The sequence below is a fragment of the Vibrio paracholerae genome, from assembly GCF_037672085.1.
In the GTDB taxonomy this organism is placed as follows: domain Bacteria; phylum Pseudomonadota; class Gammaproteobacteria; order Enterobacterales; family Vibrionaceae; genus Vibrio; species Vibrio cholerae.
Genome location: NZ_JBBHLM010000002.1, coordinates 866523 through 880490 on the forward strand (window position 1 = coordinate 866523; position 13968 = coordinate 880490).

14 protein-coding genes are annotated in these 13968 nt (G+C 49.0%); 10 read left to right on the forward strand and 4 right to left on the reverse strand.

What is annotated here, in order from left to right; all coding sequences use genetic code 11:
* Position 1 precedes the first annotated feature (1 nt).
* On the forward strand, positions 2–1132 hold the full coding sequence (flhB, locus tag R4537_RS09365) for a flagellar biosynthesis protein FlhB (protein ID WP_071177871.1): 1131 nt from the start codon (positions 2–4) through the stop codon (positions 1130–1132).
* 142 nt (positions 1133–1274) lie between these two features.
* Here flhB and smrB read toward each other — a convergent pair whose 3' ends face one another.
* A complete protein-coding gene (gene smrB / locus R4537_RS09370; protein ID WP_000041524.1) occupies positions 1275–1835 on the reverse strand; it encodes an endonuclease SmrB in 561 nt (186 codons plus the stop codon).
* A 66-nt stretch (positions 1836–1901) separates the two neighbouring features.
* Between smrB and prmB the strand changes: the two genes are divergently transcribed.
* The gene (gene prmB / locus R4537_RS09375) at positions 1902–2834 is read left to right on the forward strand and encodes a 50S ribosomal protein L3 N(5)-glutamine methyltransferase (RefSeq protein ID WP_000357782.1); all 933 of its coding nucleotides are present in this window, start codon (positions 1902–1904) and stop codon (positions 2832–2834) included.
* Positions 2835–3063: 229 nt separating this feature from the next.
* Complete coding sequence (gene aroC, locus R4537_RS09380; protein ID WP_000918437.1) at positions 3064–4149, forward strand: chorismate synthase; 1086 nt, start codon at positions 3064–3066, stop codon at positions 4147–4149.
* 81 nt (positions 4150–4230) lie between these two features.
* Here the strand turns inward: aroC and R4537_RS09385 are convergent, their stop codons facing one another.
* Entirely contained in the window at positions 4231–4854 is a 624-nt protein-coding gene (locus R4537_RS09385; RefSeq protein ID WP_000927466.1) for a trimeric intracellular cation channel family protein, read from the reverse strand.
* A gap of 368 nt (positions 4855–5222) precedes the next feature.
* On the opposite strand from R4537_RS09385, the gene R4537_RS09390 reads away from it, so the two are divergent.
* From R4537_RS09390 to R4537_RS09400, 3 genes are all read left to right on the forward strand, one after another.
* Positions 5223–5753: an elongation factor P hydroxylase gene (locus R4537_RS09390; RefSeq protein WP_071177870.1), complete on the forward strand. Its 531-nt coding sequence runs from the start codon at positions 5223–5225 to the stop codon at positions 5751–5753.
* A gap of 38 nt (positions 5754–5791) precedes the next feature.
* Positions 5792–6055: a YfcL family protein gene (locus R4537_RS09395; protein WP_071177869.1), complete on the forward strand. Its 264-nt coding sequence runs from the start codon at positions 5792–5794 to the stop codon at positions 6053–6055.
* A gap of 208 nt (positions 6056–6263) precedes the next feature.
* Positions 6264–6791 (forward strand): NADPH-dependent FMN reductase, encoded by a 528-nt coding sequence (locus R4537_RS09400; protein ID WP_071177868.1) that lies wholly within the window; start codon positions 6264–6266, stop codon positions 6789–6791.
* A gap of 77 nt (positions 6792–6868) precedes the next feature.
* Here the strand turns inward: R4537_RS09400 and mnmC are convergent, their stop codons facing one another.
* Positions 6869–8884, reverse strand: coding sequence for a bifunctional tRNA (5-methylaminomethyl-2-thiouridine)(34)-methyltransferase MnmC2/FAD-dependent 5-carboxymethylaminomethyl-2-thiouridine(34) oxidoreductase MnmC1 (gene mnmC, locus R4537_RS09405; RefSeq protein WP_071177867.1), 2016 nt, complete (start codon positions 8882–8884; stop codon positions 6869–6871).
* 126 nt (positions 8885–9010) lie between these two features.
* On the opposite strand from mnmC, the gene fabB reads away from it, so the two are divergent.
* The 3 genes from fabB to R4537_RS09420 all read left to right on the forward strand — a co-directional run bounded on the left by fabB (position 9011) and on the right by R4537_RS09420 (position 12568).
* Positions 9011–10222, forward strand: a complete 1212-nt coding sequence (gene fabB / locus R4537_RS09410) for a beta-ketoacyl-ACP synthase I (RefSeq protein ID WP_000832701.1) — start codon at positions 9011–9013, stop codon at positions 10220–10222.
* 203 nt (positions 10223–10425) lie between these two features.
* Positions 10426–11571, forward strand: a complete 1146-nt coding sequence (locus R4537_RS09415) for a 4-phosphoerythronate dehydrogenase (RefSeq protein WP_000697490.1) — start codon at positions 10426–10428, stop codon at positions 11569–11571.
* Positions 11555–12568: an aspartate-semialdehyde dehydrogenase gene (locus tag R4537_RS09420; RefSeq protein WP_000082624.1), complete on the forward strand. Its 1014-nt coding sequence runs from the start codon at positions 11555–11557 to the stop codon at positions 12566–12568. Before R4537_RS09415 ends, R4537_RS09420 begins: the two co-directional genes overlap by 17 nt.
* Positions 12569–12649: 81 nt before the next feature.
* Here R4537_RS09420 and fcrX read toward each other — a convergent pair whose 3' ends face one another.
* The gene (fcrX, locus tag R4537_RS09425; RefSeq protein WP_001282827.1) at positions 12650–13102 is read right to left on the reverse strand and encodes a ferric iron uptake transcriptional regulator FcrX; all 453 of its coding nucleotides are present in this window, start codon (positions 13100–13102) and stop codon (positions 12650–12652) included.
* Positions 13103–13467: 365 nt separating this feature from the next.
* Between fcrX and R4537_RS09430 the strand changes: the two genes are divergently transcribed.
* The gene (locus R4537_RS09430; protein ID WP_071177866.1) at positions 13468–13968 is read left to right on the forward strand and encodes a DUF4442 domain-containing protein; all 501 of its coding nucleotides are present in this window, start codon (positions 13468–13470) and stop codon (positions 13966–13968) included.

Below are 13968 nucleotides of genomic sequence, written 5' to 3' on the forward strand. Positions count from 1 at the left end.
TTTGGCAGAATCCGACGGACAAGAAAGGACTGAAGAAGCCACGCCCCGAAGGTTGCAGCAGGCCAAGGAAAAAGGCCAAGTTGCGCGTTCGAAGGAGTTGGCTTCTGTCTCGGTATTGGTAGTAGGTGCGGTTTCCTTGATGTGGTTTGGCGAGATCTTGGCCAAAGGATTGATGGTGGCCATGCAGCGCCTTTTTGAGCTAAGCCGTGAAGAGATTTTCGATCTTGGTAAGCTGTTTGACATCATAGGTGGCTCACTAGTCAACCTGCTGTTGCCCTTGCTCATGATCCTGACCACCCTATTTGTTGCTGCCTTAATCGGTGCTGCGGGGGTCGGGGGGATCAATTTTTCCGCTGAAGCTGCAATGCCCAAACTATCAAAAATGAATCCGCTCAGTGGCTTAAAGCGAATGTTTGGCTTACAAAGTTGGGTCGAGCTGCTCAAATCCATCTTGAAAGTGTTGCTGGTGTCTGGTGTTGCTTTTTATCTGATTGAAGCTTCACAAAAAGATCTGTTCCAGCTTAGTCTTGATGTGTATCCACAAAATATCTTCCATGCGCTGGATATTCTGCTCAACTTTGTGTTGCTGATCAGTTGTTCGTTACTAGTAGTAGTGGCGATTGATATCCCATTTCAGATTTGGCAGCACGCCAACCAACTGAAAATGACCAAACAGGAAGTCAAAGACGAGTACAAAGACACCGAAGGTAAACCAGAGGTGAAAGGGCGCATTCGTATGTTGCAACGTGAAGCGGCGCAGCGACGTATGATGGCTGCATTGCCACAGGCGGATGTGATCATTACTAACCCTGAGCACTTTTCGGTAGCACTGCGTTATAAGCAGAACACCGATAAAGCGCCGGTGGTGATAGCCAAAGGCGTCGATCATATGGCACTCAAGATCCGTGAAATCGCGCGGGAATATGACATTGCGATTGTTCCTGCACCGCCCTTAGCACGCGCCTTGTACCACACTACCGAGCTGGAGCAGCAAATTCCGGATGGCCTATTTGTGGCCGTCGCACAAGTGTTGGCATTTGTGTTCCAGCTTAAACAGTATCGCCGCAAAGGTGGTCAGCGACCGAAACTCAATGAGGAGAGTATGCCGATCCCACCGGATATGCGTTACTAACTATCCCCTGCCTACTTGAAGCTGCAGCGGTGTTGGCTACGCTCGTTCACCCCAATCACATAGTTATCTATGCTCATGGGGATGAACTCACTTGCCGCCTACCTGCAACTCCAAGTAGTTTGGGTATATCGATTTTAATTCACTATTTCTCAGGAATAGACAACAGCACCAGTAGTGCGCCATCACCGCCAAACTCAAGTGGGGCTTGGTGGAATGCTAGCACATCGGGGTGCTGCGCCAACCAGAGTGGGACGTTCTGTTTCAAGATGTGTTTGCCAATGCCGTGCTGCACACAAGCACAGTGCACATTCTCCTTTAGGCAGTAGGCGATCATTGCTCCCAATTCGCGTTTCGCTTCTTGCTGAGTCATGCCGTGCATATCCAAAAACACATCGGGCACATACACACCGCGGCGTAGCCTTTTCACTTCGTACTTGGAGACATCACTGCGCGCATAACGGGTCGGCCCTTCATCGGTCAGATGAGGCATAAACTCGTCAGAAAAATAGAAATCATTGTCGGAGGCTTCACGCTCGGTACGGCGGATTTCTTTTTGCTTGGGATTTCTGTTTGGTGCGTGGAGTATGGTATCCTGACGCAACTTTTTTACGCCCTTTACTTCGTCACGAAACAGTGAGAAATCGTCGTCAAGATTATCTTTATCGTTGTTGTTATGGGTAATTCGGTGATCGTTTTTGCTCATTAGGGTGACGTGTTTTTGTTACTGTAAATGGATGACGCGGTATTGTAGCGCTTTTTGGAGGCAATTTTGGATAAGATTTTCGTTGAGGAAGCGGTTTCTGAACTGCATACCTTGCAAGACATGATTCGTTGGACTGTGAGTCGATTTAACGCTGCGAACCTGTTTTATGGTCAAGGCACGGACAACGCTTGGGATGAAGCGGTACAACTCATTCTGCCAACGCTCTATCTGCCGATTGATGTGCCTCCGCATGTGCTGAGTTCGCGCTTAACCAGCAGCGAGCGTTTACGTGTGGTAGAACGCGTGATCAAACGTATTAACGATCGTACCCCCGTGGCGTATCTGACCAACAAAGCGTGGTTTTGTGGCCTTGAGTTTTTCGTTGACTCGCGAGTACTGGTTCCGCGTTCGCCGATCGGTGAGCTGATCCAAAACCGCTTTGAACCTTGGTTGACAGAAGAGCCAACCCGCATCATGGATCTGTGTACTGGCAGCGGTTGTATCGCGATTGCTTGTGCCAATGCTTTCCCAGAAGCAGAAGTCGATGCGATTGATATTTCAGTCGATGCGCTGAACGTCGCCGAGCAAAACATTCAAGATCACGGTCTAGAACAGCAAGTTTTCCCTATCCGTTCCGATCTGTTCCGTGATTTGCCACAAGAGCAGTATGACCTGATTGTGACCAATCCACCTTATGTGGATCAGGAAGATATGGATAGCTTGCCGAGTGAGTTCCGCCATGAACCTGAGCTCGGTCTTGCTGCGGGTAGTGATGGCTTGAAACTGGCTCGCCGTATTCTGGCTAATGCCCCACTGTATCTAAAAGAGAACGGGATTTTGGTGTGTGAGGTCGGTAACTCCATGGTGCATATGATGGAACAGTACCCGCACATCCCATTTACGTGGTTAGAGTTTGAAAATGGCGGTCACGGCGTATTTCTGCTGACTCGTGAACAGCTTATCGACTGTGCGGCGGATTTTGCGCTGTACAAAGATTAATGATGACACGCTGAATGGATGCCAACGCCGACCTTTGAGTCGGCGTTTTTTATGGCATATAAACAGCCGAAAGACCTTGGACAAGGTGGTGAATAACAGCATTAGCCCGTGAAAACGGTCGAATCTGGTCATTTTTAGGACTTTACATCACCAAGCATTAACGCCACTATGAAGCCACGAAGAACAGTTAATCAGTGAAACGGGAGTTTCACTGTGCATTGAGGAAGTCATGGCAGGAAACAGTATCGGACAACATTTCCGAGTCACCACATTCGGAGAAAGTCACGGTATCGCACTGGGATGTATTGTCGATGGTTGCCCACCGGGGCTCACCATCAGCGAAGCGGATTTACAAGTGGATCTTGACCGTCGTCGCCCCGGCACATCGCGTTATACCACCCAGCGTCGCGAGCCGGATGAAGTCAAAATTCTCTCTGGTGTGTTTGAGGGCAAAACCACAGGCACATCGATTGGGCTATTGATCGAAAACACTGACCAACGCTCTAAAGATTATTCGGATATTAAAGACAAATTCCGTCCCGGACATGCGGACTACACCTATCATCAAAAGTACGGTGTGCGAGATTACCGTGGCGGCGGCCGTTCATCGGCACGTGAAACCGCCATGCGTGTTGCGGCGGGAGCGATTGCCAAAAAATACCTGCAGCAAGAGTTTGGCATTGAAGTACGTGCTTACTTGTCGCAAATGGGGGAGGTCGCGATTGATAAAGTGGATTGGAATGAGATTGAAAACAACGATTTCTTCTGCCCTGATGTCGATAAAGTGGCTGCGTTTGACGAGCTGATCCGCGAGCTGAAAAAAGAAGGCGATTCGATCGGCGCGAAAATCCAAGTGGTCGCTACAGGCGTGCCGGTTGGACTGGGTGAGCCTGTGTTTGATCGCTTAGATGCGGATATTGCCCATGCCTTGATGAGCATCAACGCCGTGAAAGGAGTCGAGATTGGTGATGGCTTTGATGTGGTGCGCCAAAAAGGCAGCCAACATCGTGATCCGCTCACTCCACAAGGTTTCCGCTCTAACCATTCCGGTGGCATTTTAGGCGGCATCTCCAGCGGGCAAGATATTGTCGCTAATATTGCTTTGAAGCCAACGTCCAGCATTACCGTGCCGGGTGAAACAATTGACGTCAACGGTGAGCCAACGGAGCTTATCACCAAAGGTCGTCATGACCCTTGTGTCGGCATTCGCGCTGTTCCAATTGCAGAAGCCATGTTGGCCATTGTACTGATGGATCATCTGCTGCGTCATCGTGGTCAGAACCAAGGTGTCGTAACGACAACACCGAAAATTTAGTGATGCGCTAAATCCTGTAAATAGCCCAACGCCCTCGATTGAGGGCGTTGTCATATCCGCTTAATCTACTGCCGGGGCAGGCTAGTGAATGGAGTTCTCGGTTTCTAAATGGAAAGAGGGCAGACGCCATTTAAAACGCACCGCAGCCATCCGCAGAGTGTAACCGACCACCAGAGTCACCACTGTGCTCACCACATCACTGACACCAAACTCAAGCAAGACGAGATACAGTCCCGATGCTAACAGAGCAATCGAGGCGTACAACTCTTCATGCAATACCAAAGGTGGTTGACGGCAGATTAAATCGCGCAGCAAACCACCAAACACGCCAGTGACTACCGCAGAAACTAAACAGATGCCGGGGTGCAATCCCATGCGCATCGCCACTTGCGTACCGATGATCGAAAACACAATCAGGCCCAGCGCATCAAGACGAATAAACAGGCCTTTGAGCTTAATGACCCACTTATAGACCCAAGTGGTCAGCACGCCCGCCACACAAGTAATCGCCAGATATTCAGGATTTTTTACCCAGCCGAGTGGGTAGTGGCCCAGCAAAATATCACGCACTGTGCCACCGCCAATCGCAGTAGCGCTGGCAACCAGCATGACGCCAAACCAGTCCATTTTGCGACGGCCGGCACTCAAAGCTCCGGTCATGGCTTCCGCCGTAATCCCAATGATATACAAAACACTCAGCAGCATGCATCACCTCATTCAACAGCAGAGGATATATACCCTTCCTACTTGAAGCTGCAGCGGTGTTGGCTACGCGCGTTCGCCCCAATCACATAGTTTACCTATGCTTCTAGGGATGAACTTATGGGCCGTCTACCTACAACACCAAGTAGTTTGGTATAGAAAAATTAAGGCGAAATTCTAGGTTTTATCTTAGGGAATAAACAATGATTTTTTATAAGGTGAAGGTGGCTTTAATTAGTAAAACTAATGTCTTGCCGATTGTTCTCATTCCAATTGATTCCTAATAGAAGCCGATGGTTTTAGGTTTAGCACTTTACCCGATGAGAAAAAATCTCCAGAATGCACGCCGTCACCCATATTGACTATGCACTATGAACCATCAATACCAAGACCTCATTGATATTTTCAATCAGACGTTTTACGCCGATTACCACACCAAGCTGGAGTTGGGCGGCGATGAGCCCATTTATTTACCGGCGGATGAACGAGTCAGTTACCACCGGATTATTTTTGCTCGTGGCTTTTATGCTTCCGCTTTGCATGAAATCGCTCACTGGTGTGTGGCTGGGCCGCAACGGCGTCTGCTTGAAGATTTTGGTTACTGGTATGAACCGGATGGTCGTACCGCACAAGTGCAGGCGGAATTTGAAAAAGTGGAAATTCGTCCGCAAGCTTATGAGTGGATTTTAGCCATAAGCGCAGGCTTTCCCTTTACCGTAAGTTGTGACAACCTCAACGGTGATTTTGAGCCAGACCGTTTGGCTTTTATGAGCAAGGTACACAGTGAAGTGCTCAAGATTCTTGAACAAGGTTTACCGCAGCGAGTGAAGATGTTGTCGGAGGCGTTACGCGCTTTTTACCAAACGCCCGCCTTGCAGCCTGAACACTTTGCGGTTAAATAACCCTAGGTGAAAACCATTTATCCATTAACGAGAAGCTGATGATTATTGAATTTGAAGAGAAACTGCTGGATCTGATTGATGCACAAGTCGTTAACGCGTCCAGTGATGAGCTGTTTGCGGGTGGCTATTTGCGTGGTCACATTTCACTTTCTGCGGCACAGTGTGAGGAAGAGGGCGTTACCGATCTCACGATTTTCAAGCAGCGTATTGAACAAAGTTTGGATGCGGCCCGCTCAGAGTTAAGCCCTGCCGACCGCGCGATTGTGGCTGAGCTTTGGCAACAGCTGGCTGCGCAGGCGTAACCAAACTATCCAGTTTGATCGCGAAAGCCACTATCAGTAGGGCAAGCAGTAGGGCAAGGCTTTCGCGATTTCCCCACGTTTTCGCTCCTCTCTCCAGTGCTAAAAGTCAGTTGTTCAAACTTTCTGAACAACTAAGTAAAAAAATCAGGATTGTTGCACATCCATTTCCCGACTAATCTTGCTTTAACATTAGTCAGGGGAAACCACCATGAAAATTATTGCCTTCGGTGCCAGCACCAGTTCAACTTCGATCAACCAAGCGCTTGCCACTTTTACTGCCAATCTTGTCGATGGCGCACAGGTACAAGTACTGAATATCAATGATTACTCTGTGCCTATGTTCAGCGAAGATCTGGAAAAAGAGATCGGTCAAGCGGAAGGAGCCCAAGCCTTTTTACGCGATCTTGCACAAGCAGATGCTTTCGTGATTTCGTTTGCTGAGCACAATGGTCACTACCCTGCTGCGTACAAAAACCTGTTCGATTGGGTAACTCGTATCAATCGTGCTCTGTTTGGTGATAAGCCAGCGGTGTACCTGTCTACTTCTCCAGGCCCAGGTGGTGCACAGTCAGTGCTTGCCGCGGCAACTGCTTCAGCGCCTTTCTTTGGTGGAAATGTGAAAGCTTCCGTTTCGGTGCCTAGCTTCTACGATAACTTCGATATCGAGCAAGGGGTTGTGACCAAGCCTGAGATTGTTGCTGAGCTGAAAGCGGCGGTGGCTAAGCTCTCTGCCTAAGAAAAATTGTCCATTAAGTCCTAAATGTCTAAAGCCTCGCACTGCGAGGCTTTTTTGATCGGCGTTGATTGCCTTTATCAGACTTTTTGTGTGAGCGCCTTGCCTTTACGTAGCTTTCGAACCCACATCCGACTAGGGTGTAACTGTTCGAGCAAATCTACGCCTAGTGGCATGGGGTCGCCACACATTTGCGAAGCGAGAAGTTCTGCCATCAGCGGCGCGCTACTTAAACCGCGTGAGCCAAGCCCGACCAACGCATAAAGTTGCGGATAGAGCGCGATTGGCTCGACTTCTTGCTGCTGGGCTAAATCGCGATATTGCTCGGTGATTTTCGAAAATTCGCCGACATTACCGACAAAAGGCAGATGATCGCGACTCACACAGCGCACGCCTTGGCGTGATTGATTGCCGCTGATATCCACTTCTAATGGCCAAGTTTGCTCAGGCAAGCAGTGAATCAGTTTTTGCACATTTTCGCGTTGTGCTTGCGGATCAAAAGTCGCATCAAGGTGCTGGCGATCATAACTTGCCCCAATACAGTGATACCCATTTTGTTGGCTAACGGGAGTCATATAGCCATCGTAGCAAAGTACGCTGTTGATTTTGCTCAGCGTCTCTGTGGTCGGGATGTGGCTCACTTGGCCTTTCACTTTGCCAAGTGGTAACTCTGCGGTTTGTGACAGGCTGTCAAATTGATGGCCACTGGCAATCACCACACACTGATGTGACATGAGTGTGTCGCCACTGCGCAGTTGCCACAGTTGAGTCTCTGGCTGCCAAGTCAATGCATCAATCGGAGTCTGATAATGCGCAGTGAGCTTGCCCTGCTGCGCTAAAAGATGGATTAAGCCCTGAGTCAGCTCTGCAGGGCAGAGCCAGCCTCCGAGCGGATAATGCACACTGGCTTTATCCACTGGCACGCCGACTTGTTGGTTGGTTTGCTCTGCGGATAAACCATGCACTAATTGTGTTGGGAAATCCCCCTCAAGCATGCTCTTGAGTTTGTGCGTGGCTTTTTCATCCCACATTAATTGAGTCACGCCGCACCAATCGTGGTCAAAGTTTATCTGCTCCGCCGCTTGTTCAATCCATTGGCGGACAAACAGAAAGGCAGGCGCAAACACTCGTGAAACCGCGTTGTGATCGCCACTGAGTAGCGGATAGACCGCACCTTGTCGGTTACCGGATGCGCCTTGCGCCGGTTTCTCATCGGCGCAGTAAAGAGTGACGGCAACACCGCGTCTGGCTAAGGTTGTCGCTAGCGTGGCACTGGCGATACCGCCGCCGATGATGGCCACCTCTTGTAAGCCGTGAGTGGTCTCAAAACGAAATTCGGGTGCGATATTGGTGTAAGGTACTTTTTCACTCAGACTGCCAGCGATCATTTCACGCTTAGTGCCAAAGCCTTTAACCTTTTTCATCGCAAAACCCGCGTCAATCAAGCCGCGGCGGACAAAGCCAGCCGAAGTAAAGGTGGCGCAGGTACAGCCATGTTTCGCCAGTTTCGCCATACCTGCAAACAGGTCTTGATTCCACATTTCGGGGTTTTTGCTGGGAGCAAAACCATCGAGGAACCATGCATCCACTAAGCCTTGCTCTTGTGTTGCGACTTTCGGCAGGCAGTCTTTGATATCCCCAAACCAGAGATCGAGCGTGATGAGCCCATCATCCAACACAATCCGCTGACACTCTGGAATGGCTAACGGGTAGTGCTTATGCAGTTTTTGCGCGAATTGCGCCAGTTCCGGCCACGCTTGATGCGCTTGAATTAAATCGCTTTTACTGAGCGGGTATTTTTCAAAACTGATGAAATGCAGCTCTTTGAGTTTGGCATCGGGATTGGCTTCACGAAACGCGACAAACGCTTGCCACACCGCCAGAAAATTCAGGCCAGTACCGAAGCCGGTTTCTGCAATCACAAATCGTCTTTGGTCATCGTTGTGCCATCTTTGTGGGAGATGATTCTGCTCAAGGAACACATAGCGCGTCTCAGCCAGACCATTGACGTTAGAGAAATAAACATCGTCAAATTGATCGGAGACGGGGGTTCCTGCGTCGTTCCAGCCAAGCTGGGCGTGTGAAATGGATGACATAATGAACAAATTCTATGAAATCAGGCTGAATATGGCTCGAGATTGTACGAATTTATGGGAAAGCTGACCACTTCTGTTATCCTTCTTCGATATCATCTAGCCAAATTTACATAATAGGAATGTTACATGAAACGAGTCGTCATCACCGGTATGGGTATTATTTCGAGTATCGGTAACAACGTCGAAGAAGTTTTGGCCTCACTAAAAGCTGGCAAGTCAGGCATCACCGCCTCTGAACAGTTTAAAGAGCATGGTTTGCGTTCACAGGTTTGGGGCGATTTAAAAATCAATCCAGAAGAACATATCGATCGTAAGCAGATGCGCTTTATGGGTGATGCGGCTGCGTATGCATACCTATCTCTTGAACAAGCGATTGCTGATGCGGGTTTAACCCCTGAGCAAGTGTCGAACGACCGTACGGGTATCGTTGCTGGCTCTGGTGGCGCGTCTTCTGAAAACCAAGTTATCGCAGTCGATACTCAGCGTGAAAAAGGCGTCAAACGCGTGGGTCCTTATATGGTGCCTCGTACCATGTCTTCTACCGTTTCTGCGTGTTTGGCTACGCCATTTAAAATTCGCGGTGTGAACTACTCAATCAGCTCAGCTTGCGCGACTTCGGCGCACTGTATTGGTAACGCGGTTGAGCTTATCCAACTGGGTAAGCAAGACATCGTGTTTGCCGGTGGTGGTGAAGAGCTGTACTGGTCACAAACCATGATGTTTGATGCGATGGGCGCACTATCCACCAAATACAACGAAACACCAGAAAAAGCGTCACGCACTTACGATGCCGATCGTGATGGTTTCGTGATCTCTGGCGGCGGCGGCATGGTGGTGGTTGAAGAGTTGGAACACGCTCTGGCGCGCGGCGCAAAAATTTACGGTGAAATCGTCGGTTATGGCGCGACTTCCGATGGCTACGACATGGTTGCTCCATCGGGTGAAGGCGCAATTCGTTGTATGAAAATGGCGATGCAAGGCGTGGATAAGATTGATTACATCAACACCCACGGCACATCAACCCCTGTCGGCGATGTGAAAGAGCTGGGTGCAATCCAAGAAGTGTTTGGCGGTAATAGCCCAGCGATTTCTGCAACCAAAGCGATGACCGGTCACGCATTGGGCGCTGCGGGGGTGCATGAAGCCATTTACTCAACACTGATGCTGCACCACGGCTTTATCGCTCCAAGTATTAACATTGATACCTTGGATGAAGCGGCGCAAGGTCTGGATATTGTGACGGAACTGCGTGAGCAAGAGCTGACGACTGTGATGTCTAACAGTTTTGGTTTTGGTGGCACGAACGCCACTTTGGTTATCAAAAAATACCAAGGTTAAGCGCACCAGATCCAACACAGTTTCCAGAACAGATTAGTTTCGCTAATCGAACAGACGCAGACTCTGTCCCATGGAGAGCGGGATAGGATCCTTTTGTTCTGGATGTTTGCCCGGCGGCTTAGGTCGTCGGGTATTTTTATTCTCGACAGCCTCCGTGCTTTTCTGCACAATGCCTGCAACTTTGATTGCCGCAAATTCCCACTATGAAAATTCTGATTGATGAGAACATGCCTTACGCTCAAGCGCTGTTTAGTCAGCTTGGCGAAGTGATCTTAAAACCCGGCCGTACCTTAACCGCAGATGATCTGATTGATGTCGATGCTTTAATGATTCGCTCAGTCACTAAAGTCAATGAAGCTCTCCTTGCTAAAGCGAATCGCTTGAAGTTCGTGGGTACCGCGACTGCGGGTATGGACCATGTTGACCAAGCTCTGTTAAGAGAGCGTGGCATCTTCTTCACGGCGGCTCCTGGCTGTAACAAAGTCGGTGTTGCGGAATACGTGTTCAGCGTTCTCATGGTGCTTGCGCAGCAGCAAGGGTTCTCGGTTTTCGATAAAACGGTAGGCATCATCGGTGCTGGCCAAGTGGGTAGCTATCTTGCGAAGTGTCTTTCTGGCATTGGCATGAAAGTGCTGCTCAATGATCCGCCTAAGCAAGCGCAAGGTGATGAGCGAGAATTTACCGAGCTGGAAACCTTACTTAAACAAGCGGATGTCATCACCCTGCATACGCCGATTACCCGTGGCGGTGAGTGGCCAACCCATCATCTGATTGATGCGGCAATTCTTGAGCAACTGCGCAGTGACCAGATTTTAATTAATGCGGCGCGTGGTCCTGTGGTGGATAACGCGGCGCTGAAAGCGCGTTTACAGAAAGGCGATGGTTTTACCGCCGTGTTAGACGTGTTTGAGTTTGAACCGCAAGTGGATATGGAATTGCTACCGCTGCTCGCATTTGCCACTCCGCATATTGCAGGTTATGGCCTAGAAGGTAAGGCTCGTGGTACCACCATGATTTTCAATAGCTACTGCGAGTTTCTTGGCAGTGCACACTGTGCAAACCCTGCAAGCTTGTTACCCAAAGCGCCTGTGCCCAAAGTTTATCTAGAGCGAGCGTGGGACGAGGAAACACTGCGTACGCTAACTCAAATTATTTATGATGTGCGTAAAGATGACGCACAGTTTCGCCGCGAGATTCACCAACCCGGAGCGTTTGACTTAATGCGCAAACACTACTGGGATAGACGTGAATACAGCGCGGTGACACTAGCTGGAGGCGCTGATTGCCACTTGGCTCCTTTGGCTAAACTCGGTTTTCAAGTAGAGGTATGTGATGAGCCAACAATTTAATGTTGCCATTTTTGGCGCAACCGGCGCTGTAGGCGAAACCATGTTGGAAGTACTGCAGGAGCGTGAGTTTCCTGTGGATGAACTTTTCCTGCTGGCCAGTGAGCGCAGTGAGGGAAAAACCTATCGCTTCAACGGTAAAACCGTGCGTGTGCAAAATGTCGAAGAGTTTGACTGGTCGCAAGTACATATTGCGCTGTTTTCTGCCGGTGGTGAGCTTTCTGCCAAGTGGGCTCCGATTGCCGCAGAAGCAGGTGTCGTGGTGATCGACAACACTTCACACTTCCGTTACGACTTCGACATTCCTCTTGTGGTACCTGAAGTGAACCCAGAGGCGATTGCCGAATTTCGTAACCGCAATATTATTGCTAACCCAAACTGCTCAACCATTCAGATGCTTGTCGCGCTAAAGCCGATTTACGATGCGGTGGGGATTGAACGTATTAACGTGACGACTTATCAATCGGTCTCAGGTGCTGGGAAAGCAGGGATTGATGAGTTAGCAGGACAAACCGCTAAACTGCTCAATGGCTATCCTGCGGAAACACAAGCATTTAGTCAGCAGATCGCGTTTAACTGTATTCCACAAATCGATCAGTTTATGGACAACGGTTACACCAAAGAAGAGATGAAGATGGTGTGGGAAACCCAGAAAATCTTCAATGATCCTTCGATCATGGTCAACCCAACGTGCGTACGTGTACCGGTATTCTACGGTCATGCGGAAGCCGTACACGTGGAAACTCGCGCGCCAATTGATGCTGAGCAAGTGATGGATATGCTAGAGCAAACCGATGGTATTGAGCTGTTCCGCGGTGCGGATTTTCCAACGCAAGTGCGTGATGCCGGCGGTAAAGACCATGTGTTGGTTGGGCGTGTACGAAATGACATTAGCCACCATAGTGGAATCAACTTGTGGGTAGTGGCGGATAACGTGCGTAAAGGCGCTGCCACCAATGCGGTGCAAATTGCAGAGCTGCTCGTACGCGATTACTTCTAAGCTTTTCATTAAGTTATAAAAAACCCACCATTCGGTGGGTTTTTACTATCAGGTTCGGTTTACAGAGCGTAAAGCCTATGGTTATTTCTTCGGCTTGTGAGCGTTAGGATTGTCTTTGCAGCTACCCTCACTGCCACATTTGCCGTACAAATAGAGGCTGTGGTTAGTCAGTTGCACATTGTATTTCGCCGCGATCTCTTTTTGACGCTGTTCAATCACATCGTCAGAAAACTCGATGACTTCGCCACAATCTAAACAGACTAGGTGGTCATGGTGATGCTGAGTTGAAAGCTCAAATACTGACTTGCCGCCTTCAAAATGGTGACGAGTCACGATACCAGCATCATCAAATTGGTTGAGAACACGGTACACTGTGGCAAGACCAATCTCTTCGCCGAGATCAATCAACTTTTTGTACAGCTCTTCAGCACTAATATGTTGGCACTCTGGCTGTTGTAAAACTTCTAAAATCTTAAGCCGTGGGAGGGTAACTTTAAGACCAGCATCCTTTAGCGCTTGGTTATTGTCTGACATATACTTTCCTGTTGATGTTCTGCAGTGATACATCCGTTCTACATGAAATGGCAATCGTATTGGCTGCGTTGTCAAACCCACCTCAACCGTTGCTGTAGTGGGGATCACTCACTTGCCGTCTACCTGCATCTCAATTCGTTTGGGTATAACAGAAGTCAATGTTGCTTTGCATTATAGGTGAGTCACCGCGAACAATAAACCACGAACTTCAAGAGGTTAATGGGAAACCTGCAAAGTCGAGGCAAATCACTGAACAAAGTGCTCTTACCAGTTACAATAATTTAACAACGATAGCATCATTATTAGGCAGCAACCATGATGCATTGATTACTGCTGCCTTACACGAAGTCTAGGGCACTCAGGGTATGAATAAAACACTCTCTAAGCTTTATCAACCGAATATTGTGAAGTGGGCACTAAACTCTTGGCCTCCATTTTGGGGTGCTGGGATCCATATCGAATCGATCAGTGCGGATTTTCGCGAAGTTCGCATCCGCTTGAAATTGCGCTGGTGGAATAAAAACGCCAACCGGACTCAATACGGAGGCAGCATTTTCTCACTGACGGATCCCGTTTATGCCTTGATACTGATGGGCATATTGGGGCAGCGTTATTACGTATGGGATAAAGAAGCGAGCGTTAACTTCATTAAACCGGGCGATACGGATCTCTTCGCCGAATTTCGTATCACCCAAGAGATGCTGGATTGGATCTTAGCGTCCACAGCGGAAGGCGATAAATGCTTCCCTGAATTTATTGTGCATGTCAAAAACGCTCGTGGCGAAGTGGTTTCGGAGGTGCAGCGCAAGCTTTACGTGCGTAAAAAACCGCAATACCGCGAAAGTGTCAGCGAGTGTATTGAGTAA

Coding starts and splice junctions, on each gene's coding strand:
- R4537_RS09420 (WP_000082624.1), top strand. CDS start 11,555: ATGAGCCAACAATTTAATGTTGCCATTTTTGGCGCAACCGGCGCTGTA.
- R4537_RS09390 (WP_071177870.1), top strand. CDS start 5,223: ATGAACCATCAATACCAAGACCTCATTGATATTTTCAATCAGACGTTT.
- smrB (WP_000041524.1), bottom strand. CDS start 1,835: ATGAGCAAAAACGATCACCGAATTACCCATAACAACAACGATAAAGAT.
- R4537_RS09385 (WP_000927466.1), bottom strand. CDS start 4,854: ATGCTGCTGAGTGTTTTGTATATCATTGGGATTACGGCGGAAGCCATG.
- aroC (WP_000918437.1), top strand. CDS start 3,064: ATGGCAGGAAACAGTATCGGACAACATTTCCGAGTCACCACATTCGGA.
- R4537_RS09430 (WP_071177866.1), top strand. CDS start 13,468: ATGAATAAAACACTCTCTAAGCTTTATCAACCGAATATTGTGAAGTGG.
- fabB (WP_000832701.1), top strand. CDS start 9,011: ATGAAACGAGTCGTCATCACCGGTATGGGTATTATTTCGAGTATCGGT.
- fcrX (WP_001282827.1), bottom strand. CDS start 13,102: ATGTCAGACAATAACCAAGCGCTAAAGGATGCTGGTCTTAAAGTTACC.
- R4537_RS09395 (WP_071177869.1), top strand. CDS start 5,792: ATGATTATTGAATTTGAAGAGAAACTGCTGGATCTGATTGATGCACAA.
- R4537_RS09415 (WP_000697490.1), top strand. CDS start 10,426: ATGAAAATTCTGATTGATGAGAACATGCCTTACGCTCAAGCGCTGTTT.
- R4537_RS09400 (WP_071177868.1), top strand. CDS start 6,264: ATGAAAATTATTGCCTTCGGTGCCAGCACCAGTTCAACTTCGATCAAC.
- mnmC (WP_071177867.1), bottom strand. CDS start 8,884: ATGTCATCCATTTCACACGCCCAGCTTGGCTGGAACGACGCAGGAACC.